Source organism: Enterococcus rivorum (assembly GCF_001742285.1).
GTDB classification, from domain to species: Bacteria; Bacillota; Bacilli; order Lactobacillales; family Enterococcaceae; genus Enterococcus_L; species Enterococcus_L rivorum.
Genome location: NZ_MIEK01000011.1, coordinates 21,389 through 41,631 on the forward strand (window position 1 = coordinate 21,389; position 20,243 = coordinate 41,631).

The 20,243-nt window shown below is 35.3% G+C and carries 15 protein-coding genes; 14 read left to right on the top strand and 1 reads right to left on the bottom strand.

Features of this window, described 5'->3' with window-relative positions; genetic code table 11:
- Positions 1 to 280: 280 nt before the first annotated feature.
- The 4 genes from BCR26_RS04795 to cydC are packed head-to-tail and all read left to right on the top strand — an operon-like array spanning position 281 to position 6,210.
- A complete protein-coding gene (locus BCR26_RS04795; protein WP_069697841.1) occupies positions 281 to 1,708 on the top strand; it encodes a cytochrome ubiquinol oxidase subunit I in 1,428 nt (475 codons plus the stop codon).
- Complete coding sequence (gene cydB / locus BCR26_RS04800) at positions 1,705 to 2,721, top strand: cytochrome d ubiquinol oxidase subunit II (RefSeq protein ID WP_069697842.1); 1,017 nt, start codon at positions 1,705 to 1,707, stop codon at positions 2,719 to 2,721. The genes BCR26_RS04795 and cydB overlap by 4 nt, the downstream gene beginning before the upstream one ends.
- 4 nt (positions 2,722 to 2,725) lie before the next feature.
- Positions 2,726 to 4,456, top strand: a complete 1,731-nt coding sequence (gene cydD / locus BCR26_RS04805) for a thiol reductant ABC exporter subunit CydD (protein ID WP_069697843.1) — start codon at positions 2,726 to 2,728, stop codon at positions 4,454 to 4,456.
- Positions 4,456 to 6,210, top strand: a complete 1,755-nt coding sequence (cydC, locus tag BCR26_RS04810; protein ID WP_069697844.1) for a thiol reductant ABC exporter subunit CydC — start codon at positions 4,456 to 4,458, stop codon at positions 6,208 to 6,210. Before cydD ends, cydC begins: the two co-directional genes overlap by 1 nt.
- 69 nt (positions 6,211 to 6,279) lie before the next feature.
- On the opposite strand, the gene BCR26_RS04815 is transcribed toward cydC, so the two are convergent.
- Entirely contained in the window at positions 6,280 to 7,260 is a 981-nt protein-coding gene (locus tag BCR26_RS04815) for a polyprenyl synthetase family protein (RefSeq protein ID WP_069697845.1), read from the bottom strand.
- A gap of 118 nt (positions 7,261 to 7,378) precedes the next feature.
- On the opposite strand from BCR26_RS04815, the gene BCR26_RS04820 reads away from it, so the two are divergent.
- From BCR26_RS04820 to rlmN, 10 genes are all read left to right on the top strand, one after another.
- Entirely contained in the window at positions 7,379 to 8,284 is a 906-nt protein-coding gene (locus BCR26_RS04820) for a prenyltransferase (protein WP_069697846.1), read from the top strand.
- Positions 8,285 to 8,308: 24 nt separating this feature from the next.
- Positions 8,309 to 9,520: an NAD(P)/FAD-dependent oxidoreductase gene (locus BCR26_RS04825; RefSeq protein WP_069697847.1), complete on the top strand. Its 1,212-nt coding sequence runs from the start codon at positions 8,309 to 8,311 to the stop codon at positions 9,518 to 9,520.
- A 174-nt stretch (positions 9,521 to 9,694) separates the two neighbouring features.
- Positions 9,695 to 12,070, top strand: coding sequence for a DNA translocase FtsK (locus BCR26_RS04830; RefSeq protein ID WP_069697848.1), 2,376 nt, complete (start codon positions 9,695 to 9,697; stop codon positions 12,068 to 12,070).
- A gap of 195 nt (positions 12,071 to 12,265) precedes the next feature.
- Positions 12,266 to 13,312 (top strand): bifunctional transcriptional activator/DNA repair enzyme AdaA, encoded by a 1,047-nt coding sequence (locus BCR26_RS04835; RefSeq protein ID WP_069697849.1) that lies wholly within the window; start codon positions 12,266 to 12,268, stop codon positions 13,310 to 13,312.
- Positions 13,313 to 13,479: 167 nt separating this feature from the next.
- Positions 13,480 to 13,710 carry a hypothetical protein gene (locus tag BCR26_RS18730; RefSeq protein WP_069697850.1) on the top strand — a complete coding sequence of 77 codons (231 nt, stop codon included), beginning with the start codon at positions 13,480 to 13,482 and terminating at the stop codon, positions 13,708 to 13,710.
- A gap of 1,115 nt (positions 13,711 to 14,825) precedes the next feature.
- Positions 14,826 to 15,215: a YjdF family protein gene (locus BCR26_RS04845; protein WP_069697851.1), complete on the top strand. Its 390-nt coding sequence runs from the start codon at positions 14,826 to 14,828 to the stop codon at positions 15,213 to 15,215.
- Positions 15,216 to 15,413: 198 nt separating this feature from the next.
- On the top strand, positions 15,414 to 16,115 hold the full coding sequence (locus BCR26_RS04850; protein WP_069697852.1) for a GntR family transcriptional regulator: 702 nt from the start codon (positions 15,414 to 15,416) through the stop codon (positions 16,113 to 16,115).
- Between the two features lie 139 nt (positions 16,116 to 16,254).
- Positions 16,255 to 17,004: an ABC transporter ATP-binding protein gene (locus tag BCR26_RS04855; RefSeq protein WP_069697853.1), complete on the top strand. Its 750-nt coding sequence runs from the start codon at positions 16,255 to 16,257 to the stop codon at positions 17,002 to 17,004.
- Positions 16,994 to 18,817 (top strand): ABC transporter permease, encoded by a 1,824-nt coding sequence (locus BCR26_RS04860; RefSeq protein WP_069697854.1) that lies wholly within the window; start codon positions 16,994 to 16,996, stop codon positions 18,815 to 18,817. The genes BCR26_RS04855 and BCR26_RS04860 overlap by 11 nt, the downstream gene beginning before the upstream one ends.
- A gap of 244 nt (positions 18,818 to 19,061) precedes the next feature.
- The gene (rlmN, locus tag BCR26_RS04865; RefSeq protein WP_069697855.1) at positions 19,062 to 20,129 is read left to right on the top strand and encodes a dual-specificity RNA methyltransferase RlmN; all 1,068 of its coding nucleotides are present in this window, start codon (positions 19,062 to 19,064) and stop codon (positions 20,127 to 20,129) included.
- The last annotated feature ends 114 nt before the right edge of the window (positions 20,130 to 20,243 follow it).

A 20,243-nucleotide genomic window follows, 5' to 3' on the forward strand; every position in this document is an offset into this window, starting at 1 on the left:
TTTCACAAAACTCAAATAGCTAGAATCACTGAATTTTTTTTAAGACTTTTGAATACGACCGAATAAAAAGTAATTGGATAGAACAATCAAAAAATAACAAGGTATATGAAATTTGATACTTGGAATACATGAAAGCAGTAGGTGACTAAAAAAGTTTAGAGGGTCATACTGTAGAGCGCTGATTGATTAACTATTTTACTCGTATTGTAAACAGTGAAGTTTTTTTGTTTGGCTGAAAAAGCTTTTTCTTTTTGTGAAAATAAAACAAGGAGGATCTTATATGTTGGATATTGTTTCGTTAGCGCGATTCCAATTTGGTATGACAACAGTGTTTCACTATTTCTTCGTACCTTTTTCGATTGGGTTAGCACTTGTAGTAGCAATTATGGAAACAATGTATGTAACGAAGAAAGACGAACGTTACCGTAAAATGGCAAAATTTTGGGGAAATATTTTTCTATTGAGTTTTGCTGTAGGAGTTGTTACAGGGATTATTCAAGAGTTTCAGTTTGGAATGAACTGGTCTGATTATTCCCGATTTGTAGGAGATATTTTTGGTGCTCCATTGGCTGTTGAAGCATTGTTGGCATTCTTTTTAGAGTCGACATTCTTAGGTTTGTGGATTTTCACTTGGGATAAAGTGAGCCCTAAGCTCCATTTGACGTTTATTTGGTTGGTTGTTTTTGGCTCTATGATGTCTGCATTTTGGATTTTAGCAGCGAATAGTTTCATGCAACATCCAGTAGGTTATGTTATTAACAATGGTCGAGCAGAAATGATTGATTTTGCAGCAATTATTGGGAATCCTAAAGTTTGGTATGAATTTAGTCATGTTCTTGCTGGAGCAGTGACGATGGGTGGAATGATTGTTGCAGGTTTAGCTGCATTCCAATTGCTAAAAAAACGTGATGTTGATTTCCATAAAGTCTCAATGCGTGTTGGTTTAGTCGTGACCTTGATTGGTTCAATAGCCGTTTTAGTTGCTGGTGATTTACAAATGAAAGCCTTAATTGAAGGACAACCTATGAAATTTGCCGCGATGGAAGGGATTTATGAAGATTCAGATGATCCGGCTGCCTGGACATTAATCGCTTGGGCAGATGAGAAAGAGCATAAACGAGTATTTGGTGTTGAGATTCCTTATATCTTAAGCATTTTATCTTATAATAAACCTTCTGGAGCTGTAGACGGTATGAATACTGCTAATGAAGCGTTAATCGAAAAATATGGCGAACGTGAAGGTGACTTAAGTTATTTCCCACCAGTAAATGCAATATTCTGGAGCTTTAGAATCATGGCTGGATTTGGTGTCTTGATGCTAATGGTTTCAGCTTTGGGATTATTTTTCACCAGAAAGAAAAAACCATCTCTGTATGAAAAACGTTGGATGCTAAGAATTATGGCGTTATGTACCTTTGCGCCATTTATAGCAAATACGACAGGATGGCTAATCACTGAATTAGGAAGATATCCGTGGACTGTTTATGGGTTATTTACGATTGAAGAGAGTGTTTCACCAAATGTATCTGTCACATCGCTGCTTATCTCTAATATCATTTACTTCATTTTATTTGCTGGATTAGGTGCAGTCATGGTGTACTTAATTACTGTTGAAATGAAAAAAGGACCGGATTACGAAGAGAAAAAATTGGCTGCTAGTCAGTCAATAAGTACGGATCCGTTTGATAAGGAGGTATTTGAAAAATGAGCACGTTACAATTATTATGGTTTGTTTTGATTGGCGTTTTATTTTCAGGTTTCTTCTTCTTAGAAGGATTTGATTTTGGTGTTGGAATGGCTGTTCAAACATTAGCCCACAACGATGGTGAAAAAGATCAAGTAGTAGAAACCATTGGACCTGTTTGGGATGGGAATGAAGTGTGGTTACTAACAGCAGGTGGAGCAATGTTTGCATCATTTCCTTACTGGTATGCTTCTTTATTTAGTGGATTCTATCTCATATTATTTATCATTTTAGTGGGATTAATTATTCGTGGTGTTTCTTTTGAATTTCGTCATCGGATGCCAGAAGGAAAAAGAAAAAAAATGTGGAACTGGACATTAGCAATTGGTAGTTTCATTGTACCGTTTTTCTTTGGTGTTCTATTTATTAGTTTAGTTCAAGGAATGCCAATGGATGCTAATGGTAATATTACCGCTACCTTTACTGATTACATCAATCCGTTTTCAGTGGTTGGTGGAGTAGCGTTAACACTTTTATGCTATTTACATGGACTAAATTACATTACGTTGAAAACAGAAGGACCGATTAGAGAGCGTGCTAGAAATTATGCTTCTTTACTTTATTGGGTACTTTACGTTGGATTAGTTGTTTTTGCTGTATTACTTTACTTTAATACAGATTTCTTTGATAATCATTTCGTAGTAACCTTATTGTTGGTTGCGTTGATTGTTGTTTTAACAGTCATTGCGAATGTGGGTGTGTTCAAGAAGAAAGAAATGTTGGCGTTTCTTGCTAGTGGCTTAACATTAGTTACTTTAGTGGCATTATTGTTTAGTGGATTATTCCCTCGTGTAATGATTAGTTCTATACCAGGAAATGATTTGCTAATTGAAAATGCTTCAAGTACGCCATATACCTTAAACATTATGACTTGGATTACCGTTACAATATTACCGTTTGTGTTAGTCTACACTGGCTGGTCGTATTTTGTTTTCAGAAAACGTATTAAGAATATAGCGATAACAGAGGGGTATTAAACAGATGATTGATAAGGCCATCTTAAAAATGCCTAAAATAAAAAAAGTTCTTGTCTTGCTTGCAGGTTTTTCATTCCTGCAAGCAGTCTTTATTATCGGACAAGCTTTTTACCTTTCTAAGGCAATTACTGGCTTATGGAATGGTGGGCATTTAAATAATCAATGGGATAACGTCCTCTTTTTCTTTGTATTTTACACAGGGCGTCATGTTGTTACTTACTTAAGGGAAAAGTTGCTAGATGATTTTAGCTATCAACGTTCCCAAGAAATTAGAGAAGAATTATTACAAAAGATTTTTCGTTTAGGACCAATTGTTGTTCAAAAAAACGGCACAGGAAACATGGTAACAATGGCTTTAGAAGGAATTAGTCAAACAGAGAACTACTTACATTTAATTTTAATGAAAATGATGAATATGATGATTATCCCTTGGATTATTTTAGCTTTTGTTTTCACTTTGGATATTCGTTCAGGAGTTATTCTATTAGTTGTATTTCCGATTATCATTATTTTCATGATTGTGTTAGGTTATGCAGCTCAAAGTAAAGCTGATAAGCAATATAAAGCTTTTCAAGTGTTATCGAATCATTTTATTGATTCTTTAAGAGGACTCGACACTCTGAAATTGTTTGGATTGAGTAAAAAATATGCAAAAAGTATTTATACAACAAGTGAACGATTTAGAGAAGCAACAATGAGTACGTTAAAAATTGCGATTTTGTCGACCTTTGCACTAGATTTTTTTACGACACTTTCAGTTGCCGTGGTGGCTGTCTTTTTAGGCTTGAATTTAATGAATGGTGGTATTTTACTTTTTTCCGCATTGACAACGTTGATTTTAGCACCAGAATTCTTTTTACCAATTAGAGATTTTGCTAGTGATTATCATGCAACTTTAGACGGGAAAAATTCTTTTCAAGCGATTAAAAGTGTATTAGAATTGCCAGAGGTTAGTCATCAGGATGAACTTGTATTAGACAAATGGCAGCAACACTCTGAATTATCAATTGAGAAATTAACCTTTGCTTATGAAGACTCAACGGAAGCAGCCGTAAAAGAAGTCAGCTTTGCTACAAAAGGCTACAATAAGATTGGTATCATCGGGGCTAGTGGTTCAGGAAAATCGACGTTAATTAATTTACTCAGTGGATTTTTGGCTCCAACTAGTGAAGAAACTAAAATTGAAATCAATCAAGAAAAAATGCCGCATTTTTCTCAAAAAGATTGGCAAAAACAAGTGATTTATATTCCGCAGTCTCCTTATTTATTTCAAGATACACTTGCCAACAATATTCGTTTTTACACGCCAGAAGCGACAGATGAAGATGTTTTGAAGGCTGCTAATTTGGTTGGTTTAGGGCAATTAGTAAACGAGCTAACCGCTGGAATCCATACAGAAATTGGCGAAAGTGGCAGAATGCTGAGTGGTGGACAAGCGCAACGGGTAGCACTAGCAAGAGCTTTTCTAGATAATCAACGCCATATCCTGTTGTTCGATGAACCGACTGCTCATTTGGATATTGAAACAGAAGTAGAAATTAAAGAAAAAATGTTACCTTTAATGGAAAATCATCTTGTGTTTTTCGCAACCCATCGCTTGCATTGGATGAAGGAAATGGATTTTATTTTAGTAATGGATCAAGGACAACTAGTTGAGATGGGAACTCTTGAAGAGCTAATTGCGAAAGATGGTTATTATGTAAAATTAATGAATCAGATGAGGGGGACGAAATAATGGAGAACACCCCAACAAACAAAGAATGGTTAAAGCAGGATCAATGGGTGAAACCCTTTTTGAAAAAATATCGTGTGTTGCTATTTTTTGCTATCTTTTTAGGCTTTTTAACTTTTTTTAGTGCGGGAGCTTTGATGTTTAACTCAGGTTATTTAATAAGCCGAGCAGCTTCACTTCCGGAAAATATTTTGATGATTTATATTCCGATTGTTTTAACGCGAGCTTTTGGAATCAGTCGTCCTGTATTTCGCTATGTAGAACGTTTAGTGAGTCACAATTGGGTACTGAAAATGACTTCTGATTTAAGACTTAAGCTATATCAAGTCTTGGAAAAAGATGCGATTTTCTTTAAATCGAAGTATCAAACAGGAGATATTCTAGGTCTGTTGTCAGAAGATATTAACCATTTACAAAATCTTTATTTACGAACCATTTTTCCAACGGTTATTGCTTGGATTTTATATGTTTTCCTTATTATAGGATTAGGTCTTTTTTCATGGTGGTTTGGGTTGTGCATGCTGCTCCTATTAGGAATTGCGATTTTCTTATTGCCAGCGGTGTCCGTACTAGTGAATGGTGCAAGACAAGAAAAGCAAAAAGTAGCGAAAAATGAGCTGTATAAGAATTTGACAGATAACATTCTAGGCGTTTCTGACTGGGTATTTAGTCAACGTGGCAAAGAATTTGTTCACTCCTATGAAAAAGAAGAGATGAAGCTCCATCAAATAGATAAAAAAATTAAGGATTTTAATCATTTACGTGATTTTCTTTTACAGGTTCTTTTTGGTGGGATTACGATTGCTGTTCTAGCGTGGGCAAGTATCAGATTTCCTGGCAATCATGGCGGAGCAGCTAATTGGATTGCAGCGTTTGTTCTAACCGTCTTTCCTTTAATTGATGCGTTTGCTCCGTTGCCAGCTGCTGCACAAGAAACAACTATTTATAGAGATTCTATTAAACGATTAAATGAGTTGCCTGAGCCACAGCAGTCTGTCCAAGAAGACACACCGATCCTTTTAGAAAATACCAAAATAGAAATTAAAGACGTAACATTTTCTTATAAAGGCTCTTCTAAAAAAGTGTTGAATCAATTGAACTTAACGATTGAACCAAAAGAAAAGCTAGCTATTTTAGGTCGAAGTGGTTCGGGAAAAAGTACTTTAGCAACATTGATTCGTGGCGATTTGACGCCAAACCAAGGAGAGCTTTTATTGGGTGGTGTTCCAACCGCTTCGTTTGGAGATCGTATGACAGAATCAATTGGCGTGATTCATCAAACCCCTTATCTTTTCCATACAACGATTTTAAATAATATTCGGATTGGGAAAGAAGAAGCAAGTGAAGAAGAAGTTTGGCAAGTAATTGAACAAGTTGGATTAAAAGAAATGATTGAAAAATTGCCAGATGGTCTTCAAACAATGGTTGATGAAGCTGGTTTACGATTTTCTGGTGGAGAACGTCATCGTTTAGCATTAGCTCGGATTTTATTACAAGATACACCGATTGTTTTATTAGACGAGCCTACAACGGGCTTAGATCCAATTACTGAACAACAGCTATTAGATACTTTCTTCGATGCATTAAGTGAAAAAACAATTATTTGGATTACCCATCATTTACAAGGAATTCAAAAAATGGATCGTGTGATTTTTATTGAGGATGGTTTGTTGGAAATGAGCGGAACACCAGCACAATTGCTAAAAGAAAATACTCACTATCAGGAGTTATACGCTATTGACCGTGGAACCAACTAAATAGATAGAAAATAGGATGCACAATCCCTTGTTTTTAAGGGGCTGTGCATCCTATAAATCAACTATTCACTAAAAAGAACGTGATAATAGTAATTCTGTAAGCTTTTCTAGTTGTCTTTTACCTACACTTTCTGGTAACGTATCAATATCAGTCAAAGCTTTTTGGGTTACTTTCAAGGCAAAGTATTTTGCTTCATCAATGCCACCTAGTTCTAAAACTAGCTCAGCTACCGCTAACGTCTCTTCAGCAGTGATCTTTTCCTTCTTATCAAGATAAGGCTGAAAACGTTCTGGCGCCTGTTTTATGGCTAAAATAAGTGGTAGGGTATAGACACCTTGGGCCAAATCCTCTAGAACTGGTTTTTTTAGTGTGGTAGTGTCAGCCGTGTAGTCTAAAATGTCATCATAAACCTGAAAGGCAATTCCGATATTTCGACCAATTCGACGTGCGAGTCGTTGGACTTGTTTGGAGGCGTGACCGAAATGGGCTCCTTCCAAGCAACTCAAAGAAAAAAGTTCGGCTGTTTTTCCATTCACACTGCGCAAGTAATCAGAAACCGACATGTCTTTTTTGTAGCGGGTATGCATTTGATCTAATTCTCCAAGTAATAAACGTTTCATTGCATTTGCATTGGTTTTTAAGAAACTAGAACCGTTCATGGTTTCAGACAAGAGTTGGAAAAATTCTGTAAACAACAAATCTCCAGTATACACAGCAACATCTTTTCCATATTTCGATTGAATGGTCACAATTCCTCGCCTTAAAGTAGAATCATCAATGATATCATCATGAATCAAGGTAGCCATATGCAAAATTTCTAGTGAAGCAGCAATTTTGATTAGTTGCTCTTGGTCCTGCTTTGAAGAATCGCCCATTTGTGAAAATAGAAAAAAGAACGCTGGGCGCAGCAATTTTCCACCTGAATGAGTAAGGTCAATTAGTGCCGTTTCAATTTCTTTATTACGTATTTTAACTTGTTGTTCAATTAGTGAACAAGTGTCCTGTAAATTTTGCTGAATCGTCGGGAACTCTTTCCAATAGTCGTTCATAAATCAATAATCCTTTCAATGGTTCAATACTATTGATTGTAAACGAAGTTCAGTAAGAAATACAGTAATTTATTTTATAGGCATTATTTTACAAAAAAAAGTAAAGTAGGAGTATAATTTGGATAGAGAAGTTTTTTTTGAACTAGTAGAAGTAAAAGCCAAGACAGCTAGTGTCTTTCCCTTTTTCATCGGGATTTGTTTTAGTTGGTATCACTATCGAAGTCTTCATTTAGGGTTTGTCTTACTATTTTTTGTTGCGATGTTTGTTTTTAACATGGCGGTAGATATTTTAGACAATTATAATGATTACCTTCATGCGAAAGAAGGGCATGATTATAAAGAAAAAACGAATATTATAGGTCGTGAGAACCTATCTTTACCCATGTTGCGCCGCTGGATCATTTGGATGGTCAGTCTGTCAGCTTTAATGGGTATTGGGCTATCCTTTATTGTTGGTTGGCCGTTATTATTGATGGGAATATATTGTTATAGCATTGGTATTTTTTATTCTTCAGGCCCTAAACCCTTATCAAGTCTACCCTTAGGAGAAGTTTTTTCTGGATTAACGATGGGTTTTATGATTCCGTTGATTTGTATTTATATTAACACTTACGAAATCTTCCAATGGTCATTTGTAAACGTAGGAAGTATTTTTCTAGTAACGTTACCTAATACCTGTTTGATTGCTAACTTGATGTTAGCTAATAATATTTGTGACTTAGAAGAAGATGAGAAAAATCATCGTTTCACCTTAGTCCACTATTTAGGAAAAAAAGTCTCTATTTTATTATTTGTTGGCTTAATTGTTATTGCTTTTTTGTCTATCTTTGTGGCAGTATGGTTTCAATTAACTCCTGTTACGATGCTCTTGACACTGCTGGTCCTACCCTTTATTTGGAAACAGACACGCTTATTTTTAAAAAAACAAGTGAAAACAGAGACATTTAGTTGTGCAATTAAAATACTAGCTGTAGGCGCATTGGCTCAAGTACTATTTTTTAGTATAGGAATAATTTTTTTATAGAAGAGTGAAAAGAGGAGAGTTTTAATGAGTAAACACGTCGTTATTTTAGGTGCCGGATATGCTGGACTTAGAGCATTGCACGAACTTCAAAAAGAAGATCAGGAAATCAAGATTACCTTGATTGATCAAAATGATTATCATTTTGAAGCGACTGCCATTCATGAAGTTGCTGCTGGAATCCAAACGTCAGAACGAATCACGTATCCCATTGAAGATGTTGTAAAAAAATCTTGTACCACATTTATTCAAGCAACAGTGGAAAAAGTGGATAGCTCAAAACAAGTTGTCTGCCTGAAAGATCGTGAAGAAGTATCTTATGATTATCTGATTGTAGCTTTGGGGTATGAATCAGAATCATTTGGAATCAAAGGTGTAGAGGAGTTTTCATTAAAAATGGTGGATATTCCCACCTCTGAAAAAGTCTATCAGCACTTAGTTCAGCAAATGGAGAATTATAAAGAAACAAAAGATGAGAACAACTTAAAAATCGTTGTTTGTGGTGCAGGTTTTACAGGAATTGAGCTACTGGGTTCCCTTGTTGAAGGGAAAAAGAAGTTAGCTGATATTGCTGGTGTATCACCAGATAAAATTCAATTATATTGTGTTGAAGCCGTTACACGCTTGTTGCCAATGTTTAGCGAAAAATTAGGCGATTACGGGATTAGACACCTAAAAGATTGGGGTGTTAAATTCTTACTAGGAAAACCTATCAAAGAAATTAAACAAGACACGGTTGTCTATTTAGACAATCAAGAAACCAATGAGCTAGCCGAACTAAAAGCAAAAACAATTATCTGGACAACAGGTGTCAGTGGAAGTCATGTTGTAGGAGATTCAGGGTTTTCTGAAAAACGTGGTCGTGTAATGGTTAAAGCTGATTTGACTGATTCAGAACACAACAACGTATATATTATTGGTGATTGCTCAGCAGTTATGGATAAAGAAACGAATCGACCTTACCCAACAACGGCTCAAATTGCATTAAAGATGGGGGCCCATGCTGGTAAAAATATTAAAGCTCAAATCAAAGGCCAGTCTACAACAGAATTTAGCTTCCGTTCACAAGGATCGGTGGCATCTATTGGTAATTCCCATGCTTTTGGGGTTGTTGGGAAAAAGGAAATCAAAGGCTATCCAGCTTCAGTTATTAAAAAAGTCATTCTAGATCGTTCTTTACTTGAAACAGGTGGGGTCAAAGAAATGTTAGCGAAAGGTCGCTTTGACTTTTATCATTAAAAAAATTAAGGCATTTGATATTCTTACTAAGAATATTGAGTGCTTTTTCTTTTTTTATCTAGAGACAAAATATAAAACGTTTTCTTTTTAGATTCTATCAATAAAACAAGTGGGGCACTTTTGTTCGGCTCCATTTTTATGTATAATAGAGAGTGATGAAAAGAGGGATGTTAAATGGCACAAAGAAAAGGTGCGAAAAAAAGAAAAACAAAAAAACAAAAGCAACAACAAGAGCATCTTAATTTCATTTTTATTGGTCTTTTCTTTATATTTTTTGGACTATTTGGATTACTAAAATTAGGATTTCTAGGCACATTAGTTGCTAATTGTTTGCGAATTATTGTGGGAAATACATATTCAATCGGAGCATCCCTATTAATGGTATATGGTCTTTTATTGATAATTTATGGAAAAGATTTTCCAATAAAGAAAAGTCGTCCTATCGTTGGTGGCATTATTTTATATTTAGGAATCTTATTATTTATGCATGCCTATTTATTTAGAAATGTTGGTCACACACCCAATGCGATTGGGACCACTTGGAATACTCTCCAAATGGATTTGAGAGGGAATCTTGTATCAGAAAATGTTGGTGGCGGAATGATTGGGGCTGTTCTATATAGCGGAACCTACTTTTTGGTTGCTCAACTAGGGAGTTATCTGATAGCTAGTTTTTTGGTTTTACTAGGTTTATTTTTAATGAGTATGTTGGACTTTCAACAAGTAACTAGTGGTCTTCAAATAATTAGAGAGAAGATTAGTTCCGCAGTAGCCAATAGCCAAGAGCGACAAGAAAAGCGTGATGCAAAACGTTCAGAGAAAAGAGCTGAAAAACAAGCAAAAGCAGAAGCTTTAGCTGAGGAGCGATTAAAAAATGCGGTTCGTGAGCGAACACCAGGGGAAAAATTAGCGGAAGAAGAATGGCAACAAACCGAAAAAATTCCGCAAGAACCTGAACAATTAACGTTAGTACCAATTGATAGCTTTCAAAATCAAGCACCAGAAGATATCGCGCCATTAGAACAACCAATGGCCGAACTATCTGAAGCAGATGAAAATGGTGAACTGGATTTTGATATTTTAGCAGAAGCAGAAGATCGGGACTACCAGTTGCCTCCTTCAACCTTACTAGATTCTATTCCGTCAGCGGATCAAAGTGGCGAATATCAAAAAATTGAAAAAAATATCAGTGTTCTTGAACAAACATTTAATAGCTTCGGTGTGGATGCAAAAGTCGTTAAAGCAAGTTTAGGACCTGCTGTAACAAAGTTTGAAATTCAACCAGCTGTTGGTGTGAAAGTTAGCAAAATTGTTAGTTTGACAGATGATATCGCATTAGCTTTGGCTGCAAAGGATGTGCGGATGGAAGCGCCAATTCCTGGTAAGTCACTAATTGGGATTGAGGTACCTAATAGCACAGTCAGTACGGTATCTTTTAGAGATATTATTGAATCACAGCCCAGTAACCCAGATAAATTGCTGGAAGTACCTTTAGGAAGAGACATTTCAGGGATGGTTCAGTCTGCCGACTTAACGAAGATGCCTCACTTGCTGATTGCGGGTTCAACAGGAAGTGGGAAATCTGTAGCAATTAATGGGATTATAGCTAGTATTTTAATGCGAGCGAAACCACATGAAGTAAAATTAATGATGATTGATCCAAAAATGGTGGAGTTAAATGTTTATAATGGTATTCCCCATTTGTTAACACCGGTAGTAACAAATCCGAGAAAAGCGGCTCAAGCGTTACAAAAAGTTGTTCAAGAAATGGAATTTCGTTATGAAAAATTTGCGGCAACAGGGGTCAGAAATATTTCGGGATACAACGAATTTGTCGCTCAGAAAAATTTGGAAATGGGTGAAAATCATCCTCTGTTACCGTTTATTGTGGTGATTGTAGATGAGTTAGCCGATTTGATGATGGTAGCTAGTAACGAAGTAGAAGATGCGATTATTCGCTTAGCACAAATGGCTCGTGCTGCTGGGATTCATATGATTCTTGCAACACAACGCCCAAGTGTCGATGTTATTACGGGCATCATCAAAGCAAACGTCCCTTCAAGGATTGCGTTTGCTGTTTCTAGTGGAACGGATTCCAGAACTATTATTGATAGTAACGGGGCGGAAAAACTATTGGGACGTGGAGATATGCTCTTTTTACCAATGGGAGAGAATAAGCCTATTCGTGTCCAAGGAGCCTTTATTTCAGATCATGAAGTAGAACGAATCGTTGATTTTGTAACCGATCAGCAAGAAGCTGATTATCAAGAAAGTATGATGCCAACGGAAGAAAGTGCGACCAGTGGTTCTAGTGAAGCCTCTCAAGATGAATTGTATGAGGAAGCGAAAGCCCTAGTGATTGAGATGCAAACAGCGAGCATATCATTGTTGCAAAGACGTTTTAGAATTGGTTATAATCGTGCGGCTCGATTGGTGGATGAATTAGAAGAACATGGTGTAATTGGTCCATCAGAAGGAAGCAAGCCTAGAAAAGTGTTTATTGAACCTCAACCTGAAGAGAGTTCTGAAGATATCGGGCCTGAGCAATAACACATAATCTGAAATAAATAAGAGACATACGTTAAACAGACTGGCTGTTTTAGCGTGTGTCTTTTCTTAACACTTTTTTTGAGAAATTGATGTTCATTTTTCGTATGCTTCTTCAAGTTAATTCTATTATAATTACTGTAACAAAATTTTTTCTTGATAAATCTCAACTATTACTTTTTGAAAAAGGTGAAAAAGATGATAACAAATGAACAGACAAAAAAGAAATACTATCAAGCGATGCTTGAAAAAGACTCAAATTATGACGGAATATTTTTTGCAGGCATTACAACAACAGGAATATTTTGCCATGCAACTTGCCCGGCAAGAAAACCTAAATATGAAAATTGTGCTTTTTATGAAACGGCTGAGGAAGCATTACTTTCTGGATTTAGACCATGCAAACGTTGTAGACCTCTTTCTTATCCAAAAGAACTTTCTCCAGTTGTTCAGCAAATAGTCAGTTTGGTAGAAGAAAATCCTGATAAAAGATGGAAAGACGCTGATTTTGAACGTTTAGGAATCCACGCGGCAACTGCTCGAAGACAATTTAAGAAAAAATATGGAATGACGTTTGTACAGTATGCTCGTGCCAGAAGGATGGGAATTGCTTTGAAGGAGATTAAAGCAGGTGAAAAAGTCATCCATGCTCAAATCGACTCTGGGTATGAATCCTCTAGTGGCTTCAATGACGCTTTTTTTAAAATCATGGGACATTCACCAAATAAATCAAGGGAGTCCATCAATCTTTATGGAAACTGGATAGATACAAAACTAGGTCCAATGCTGAGTATCGCCGATGAAAATTTTTTGTATTTATTAGAATTTGTAGATCGACGAGGGTTAGAGCGAGAAATTGAACGATTAAGACAAAAGTTAAATGCTGCAATTATTCCGGGAAAAACAGTAATCTCTGAAAAAATTGAAGCAGAATTGAAAGTGTACTTTCAAACAGGTCTAGCAAAATTTGAAACTCCCTACCAGCTTATTGGTTCAGATTTTCAAAAAAGTGTGTGGAAAGAGCTTCTAAAAATTGAAAAAGGAAAAACGTCTACTTACAAAGAGTTAGCTGAAAAATTAGGAAATCCTAAGGCAATGAGAGCCGTTGGTAATGCAAATGGCGCAAATCAATTGGCAATCATTATACCTTGTCACCGTGTTGTTCAATCAGATGGAACTATAGGTGGCTATGGTGGTGGAGTAGAAAGAAAACGTTGGCTCTTAAATCATGAAAAAAACGGCTAAAAATAATTTAGTAGCTGCATTTTAAATCTTCACTAAATTATAACATTGCCAACCGGCTATACTAAATCATATATAAAAATAAACACCATTAGTGTTGTATAAACTAGATAAGAATAATCCTATCTTTCAATTAAAAAAAGAAGACTAGGCTCCACTACTAGCAGTTATTGCCAGTAAAAAATGAGCCCAAAGGTCAGGTCTCAGAGCTTCCAAGCTTCAAACTTGGGCTAAATAAATGGCAAGCCCAAGTCATTCACATTGGCTTCTGGTCACGGTTACTGACACTAACTGCTGGTAGTTCCGCTGTTTCTTTGGAAGCAACCCTTTTTTTAAAACGGGTTAAATCTAGAAGAGGAACCTTTGTTTATGCAGCACTTGTGAAATTTTTTTTATTATAAATACATGACTTATGATAAAATATCTTTTGGGTCAAAATTACTTAATATCTACTGAATAAATTACAAATATTGATACACCAGCATTTATCTAGGATATTTACTGAAATAACTGCATGGTTTTTCTTCAAAATCTGGAAAAAGCTATGCACTTTAATTGTTTTGGAGAGTTTTCCTAGTGTGGGTGTTTTAATTTTTGGGTTTGTTAACTGAGTTTGCTGTGAGGAAAGAGCAAGTAGCTTTTAAAGCAATTGGGGAATTGTTTCCTCGCAAAGTACAACTCGTCACAGATAGGCAGTGTTGAGAATCACTGCGATTGCTTGCAGAGCAGATGATGCACAATATAAAGTGGCTTTAGCCACTTTCCTTTCAACTCTCTAAATGCTAAAGCATTAAGAGTTGAAGGAAGGCGAACACAGTGAGCGTTGTTTCATTATAGCTAAAATGGAGGTGCTATTTGCCTTCTTTGTCACCCTGTGACAAACAGTGTTTGGAATGAAATCGGAGTGGAAGTATGTCATCATTGAACGTAGTTGCTTCCGTACTAGCTGCCTCTTCTTTTACTTTAAGTAGGACTCATTTTTTATCATTTTGCATTTATTCAGTAGGCATTCCACTACAGCGAACACAATGATTCAAAATGACATAACTTTCGTCTTATGAAGAAAAGGGAATCAGTTTAACTCAAAAACAGGAACTTTTGTTCACTGATTTGCTCTTTTGCTTTGGGGATAGTTGGTTATTTTACGGATTGTTCGTTGTAGTGTTACTTAGTTGTTTATAAATTGGTGTGGGTTAGTATAGTTTATCGATTTGCTGGGATATGAGCAACTTGATAAGCTAGCTTTTTTATTTTAACCTCTAATTTAGTAAGTCATAGTAGAAAAAAAGAGGACAATCAATCGTCATTGTTGTAGAGCTGAACAATAGTGTATAATAGAAAGAAGGAATAATAATATATATATATATTAATAAAGATAAAAAGAGTATAAAAACACATTTTTTGGTTTGTAGTCCAAAGCAATGATGAATTGTCAGTAACCTTCCCCTCCTTGGGTCGTCCATTACTCTTTTAAACAATCGTTACAAAGGTTTATTAAAGGAGGAGTTTTTATGCAATTAACTATTTTTTTAACGGGCAATTTAGGTGTGGGTTAGTAGAATTTACAGATACAGATGGGCATTTGCAAGTAAGACAACATATTTTTTGGAAAGAGCCCAATGAAGAAGAAATTTTTAGCTTTCTTTCTAGACGCTTGCCTCAATTATTAGAACAAAAGTGGTATGCGGATATAAAAGAAATAAAAGAGCAAAAGCGGGTAAATCCTAAACGGATGCAACGGATGCTTAGAATAGCACGTCAAAAACTAGTCTTATCTACAAAATCCCAACAAGCGATTTCCCAGCAAAGAGATAAGCTAAAAACGATTAAAAACAAAAGGAACAAAGAAGGAAAACAACAATTTATGGAAGAACAATTCAAGAAAAAACAGGAGAAACGTCGTTAAATGAACCTAAAACCAATAACAGACAAGCATGCTATTTTGTAGCAAGAAAGACATGTTTAAACAGTACGCAAAAAATTTGAATTTATATAGATAGAGCTGAATGGATTCTGACGTTTCAATGATAAGCATTAAGAGTAAATATCTCTATAGGTGCCAGATGATTTGGTATAATAAAAATAAAACAAGGATGGAAGATGAATGAGGAGAAAAAGTGTATTATATTTAGAAGTTGCGGATCAAATAAAGTCTGATATTATTAGTGGAAAGTATCCTGTAGGGTCGTTACTACCTACAGAAATAGAATTGGAAAAATTATTTGATGTAAGTAAAATTACTGTTAGGCGAGCAATAGAACTGCTTGCTGACGAAGAGCTAGTTGAAAAGAAGAGTGGTAAAGGAACGACAGTTCTAAGTAATCAACCTTACAACAAGTTGTCAAAAGCAGGAACATTTACGGAATACTTAAATAATTCGGGACAAAAGGTTGAAAAAAAATCTGTAGCTTTAGAACAGGTAACCATATCCGAGGATTCAGAACTTTTTCCTTTTTTTGGCTCTTCGGCCACTAAATTATCACGGTTGTACATATTAGATGGAGAACCCTATATCTTTTTTGAATACTATTTATCAAAAATGTTATCAGATGTGACTTTAGAAGATTTTAACCAGGAATCCTTATATCGTATAATGGATCAACATGGAATAGAAATTGTTAAATTTCAAGACAGTTTTCAACCGATTCAATTGACTCTAGAGCAGCAGCAGACTTTCAAAACAACAGAAACGACCGCTTTAAAACGGATTAGAAAATCATTCAATCCTTCGGGAGCTGTAGTAGAATACTCAGAAGCAATTTACAATACTTCTGTTCATCCGTATGTGATTGAATATGAATCGTAAAAAAGCTTAATACCATAGAATAAAATTACGCAAATAACAAGTTACTTACAATAATGTAAGCAACTTGTTATTTTTTTCAATGTTCAACTTCTATTTTTTATATTAAGCTTGATAAGGTAAAGAAAAGGGAGCGATTAATATGTTACAAGTTGAAAAATTACGGAAAACTTATGGAACTGAAATTAAATATGAAGCATTAAAAGGAATTGATTTAACCGTAGAGGATAGTGAATTTATTGGGATTATGGGACCTTCTGGTAGTGGAAAAAGTACCTTGCTAAATTTATTAGCAACTATCGACCAGCCAACTTCAGGAAATATATTATTAAATGGAAATAATCCCAATAAATTAAATCAAGAAGAAATTGCTAAGTTTAGAAGAAGAGAGCTAGGCTTTGTTTTTCAGAGCTTTAACTTAATGCCAACTTTGACGGTGGAAGAAAATATTGTATTACCATTAACCCTTGACGGTGAGAAGATAGCGGTGATGGATAAAGCGTTAAAAATATTAGCAGATCGTCTTGGAATTGCAAGTTTATTGAAGAAAAGAATTGCTGAAATCTCTGGTGGACAGGCGCAACGTGTAGCAGTAGCTAGAGCGATGATTCATCAACCACAATTACTTTTAGCCGATGAACCAACGGGAAATTTAGATACAAAATCTTCAAAAGATGTTATGCAGCTTTTACAAACCTTAAACCAAGAAGAAAAAGCAACGATTTTGATGGTGACTCATGATCCGTTAGCAGCGAGTTATTGTGAACGAATTGTATTTATAAAAGACGGACAATTGGTTGATGAAATTCATCAAAGAGAAGGGCAAAAACAATTTTATGATGAGATTATGGTAAAACTGGCAGAGATTGAAGGTGTTGAGAATGAATTTTAATCAGTTTGTTGTTCGTAACACGACTCGCAATAAGCATCTATATTTAGCTTATTTTCTCAGCACTCTTTTTTCAGTAATGGTCTTTTTTACCTTTACGGTATTTGCATTCCATCCAGCGTTTTCTCAAGGAATCAATAAAAATGTCCAAATGGGGATGTTAGCAGCAGCCATTATTATTTATGGTTTTGCTTTTCTGTTTGTCTTATATTCAATGGATGTTTTTATTCAGTCTAGGAAAAAAGAGTTTGGATTGCTGATGATTCAAGGGATGAGCCCAAAGCAACTGAAAAAAATGATTTTCATTGAAAACTTGGTCATTGGTTTTTTTGCGACGATATTAGGAAGTATCGGTGGTATTTTCTTTTCGCAGTTTATATTATGGGTTAGCAACCAGTTAATGCATTTACGTTTAGGTTTTTATTTTCCAGTTGAGGCGTTTGGTTTAACAGTGTTATCATTTTCTATTTTGTTTTTGGCTATTTCATTTTTTATTCAATTTAGACTGCCTAAGTTACAGTTACAGGAATTGTTGAAAGCAGGGGACTTGGGAAAAGGCACGATAAAAAATTCTAAAGTAAAAACAGTTCTAGCTATTTTACTGATTGGTGTCGGTTATACTATTGCATTAGTGACACCAGGAACAATGATACTTTTTGTGATGATTCCAGTGATTTTTTTAGTTATCCTAGGAACTCGTTTCTTATTCAATCAGCTAAGTGTATCAATGATTGAAGGGCTGAAGAAAAAGAAAACTATTTTTTGGAAAAAAACCAATATGGTAGTTTTTTCTGATTTAGCTTTTCGAATGAAGGACAATGCACGCTCATTTTTCTTAGTATCTGTTATTTCTACAGTAGCTTTTGCGGCAATTGGAACGCTGTATGGGGTTCAAAATATTATTTTAAAATCTACCAATCAAATTCCTTATGAGTTTCAACTAGATGGAACCAATGAAGAAACGACTCAATTGAAACAAGAGTTTACCCAACTATTAGCGGAAAAAGGGATCAAAGCTGATGAAGGAGAAATCACGGCTTATAGAGACCAAAACCAAGTGAGATTTTTTAAAGAATCCGAATACAACCGTTTAGCTAAAATAGCTGGGGAAACTCAATTAGAAACCAATGGTCAAGCAATTCAATTGATGTCTAAAGAGGTGATGGGGGTGTTGCCAGAGAAGTTAAAAGAAATTCAACTTCCTAATGGTACAAATCTACCTATTGAAAAAATGGAAAAGACATCAGTTGTTTCGGCCTATGGAACAGTGATGCTAGTTCCTGATTCAGCGGATCTGTCAACGCTAGAAACAAGTCAAACAATTGTATGGCAACCCAAAAACGCAAGCTTTAATCAACTAGTTAGTCTTGGAAAATCACAAAAAGAAAATTATAATCTGATGTCGAAAACATATACGCAACAAATGATTATAGACGGGTATGCACCGATTTTATTTGTTGGAATTTTTATCGGAATTGTTTTCTTTGTTTCAGCAGGCAGTTTCTTGTATTTCCGACTCTACAGTGATATGGATGTTGATGTTGAGAAGTTCAAAATGATTTACAAAATGGGCTTAACAAAAAAAGAATTGAAAAAAATGATTTATCAACAAGTTGGGATTCTCTTTTTCACGCCAATTATTGTATCTGTTATTCATGGTGCGGTGGCATTAACCGCGATGTACCACATTTTAAATATTGGCATGCAATTAGCAGGTTGGCAAGTTCTAGGGGTATTCATACTGATTCAGCTTGTTTATTATCTAATTGCCAGAATAGCATATTTTAATAAAGTATATAGATTGGTTCAAGCTTAAGTTAATGAAAGTGAGCACAGACTAGTTCTGTGTTTTTTTTTAGGATAATCCCCAAAGTAAATAATATACGAAGAAGTTCCTTTGCACTTGATTTTCTGTAGTACATTTAAATGCGACTTCTAAACGTATTCTTATTGCTTGTTTCTCTATGTGTTTGTTAGATTCATATTACATTTCTTATTGCATTCATTAGTGGAATAAGTTATAGTATGAAGCGAATGTTTAAATGAAATGAGGAACTGCAATGGAAAAAGCGTCCATTTATGGATTAACAAAAGAAGAACTGATTGAATGGTTCATTGAACATGGTGAAAAGAAATTTAGAGCAACCCAAGTTTGGGAATGGTTATATATTAAACGTGTCAATAGTTTTGAGGAAATGACAAATCTATCAAAGATCACGATTGACTTATTAGAAGAAAATTTTATTATCAATCCCTTGAAACAAGTAATTATTCAAGAAGCAAAAGACGGAACAGTGAAATATTTGTTCCAATTACCGGATAAAAACATGATTGAAACAGTATTAATGCGTCAGGAATATGGTATGTCCGTCTGTGTCACCACTCAAGTAGGCTGTAATATTGGTTGTACCTTCTGTGCCAGTGGCTTGTTGAAAAAGCAACGGGATTTGACTGCTGGAGAAATCGTAGCCCAAATTATGCTCGTACAGCGTTACTTTGATGAGCGAGGGAAAGATGAGCGAGTAAGCCATATCGTAGTAATGGGAATTGGCGAACCTTTTGACAACTATAATAATTTAATGGACTTTTTACACATCATTAATGATGCTAAGGGATTGGCGATTGGTGCACGTCACATTACTGTTTCAACCAGTGGACTAGTGCCAAAAATCAAAGAATTTGCAAAAAATGGTCTGCAAGTAAACCTAGCCATCTCGCTACATGCTCCTAACAATGAAGTTCGAACATCAATTATGCGAATTAATCGCAGTTTCCCGATTGAAAAATTGATGGAAGCAGTAGATGAATATCTTGAAAAAACAAACCGTCGAATTACCTTTGAATACATCATGCTAAAAGGGGTTAATGATCGTCCAGAACATGCGCAACAATTAGCAGATTTATTAAAAGATAAGAAGAAATTAGCTTATGTAAATCTGATACCGTATAACCCTGTCAGTGAACACGACCAATATAGTCGTAGCAAACGAGAAGATGTGATGAAATTTTATGATATCTTGAAGAAAAATGGTGTGAACTGTGTGATCAGAAAAGAACACGGTACCGACATCGATGCGGCGTGTGGACAGCTTCGCAGCAAACAGATGAAAAAAGAAGAAACAAAATAGATTGTATCCCGAACAGGACTAAACAAGAAGCGTTTTGTCCTGTTTTTTTGTCTTTAATAATCATAGATTTTTGATTCGATTGTGAATTGAGTAGAAAAACGATAAAATAAGAAA

Coding starts and splice junctions, on each gene's coding strand:
- BCR26_RS04795 (WP_069697841.1), top strand. CDS start 281: ATGTTGGATATTGTTTCGTTAGCGCGATTCCAATTTGGTATGACAACA.
- cydB (WP_069697842.1), top strand. CDS start 1,705: ATGAGCACGTTACAATTATTATGGTTTGTTTTGATTGGCGTTTTATTT.
- cydD (WP_069697843.1), top strand. CDS start 2,726: ATGATTGATAAGGCCATCTTAAAAATGCCTAAAATAAAAAAAGTTCTT.
- cydC (WP_069697844.1), top strand. CDS start 4,456: ATGGAGAACACCCCAACAAACAAAGAATGGTTAAAGCAGGATCAATGG.
- BCR26_RS04815 (WP_069697845.1), bottom strand. CDS start 7,260: ATGAACGACTATTGGAAAGAGTTCCCGACGATTCAGCAAAATTTACAG.
- BCR26_RS04825 (WP_069697847.1), top strand. CDS start 8,309: ATGAGTAAACACGTCGTTATTTTAGGTGCCGGATATGCTGGACTTAGA.
- BCR26_RS04830 (WP_069697848.1), top strand. CDS start 9,695: ATGGCACAAAGAAAAGGTGCGAAAAAAAGAAAAACAAAAAAACAAAAG.
- BCR26_RS04835 (WP_069697849.1), top strand. CDS start 12,266: ATGATAACAAATGAACAGACAAAAAAGAAATACTATCAAGCGATGCTT.
- BCR26_RS04850 (WP_069697852.1), top strand. CDS start 15,414: ATGAGGAGAAAAAGTGTATTATATTTAGAAGTTGCGGATCAAATAAAG.
- BCR26_RS04855 (WP_069697853.1), top strand. CDS start 16,255: ATGTTACAAGTTGAAAAATTACGGAAAACTTATGGAACTGAAATTAAA.
- BCR26_RS04860 (WP_069697854.1), top strand. CDS start 16,994: ATGAATTTTAATCAGTTTGTTGTTCGTAACACGACTCGCAATAAGCAT.
- rlmN (WP_069697855.1), top strand. CDS start 19,062: ATGGAAAAAGCGTCCATTTATGGATTAACAAAAGAAGAACTGATTGAA.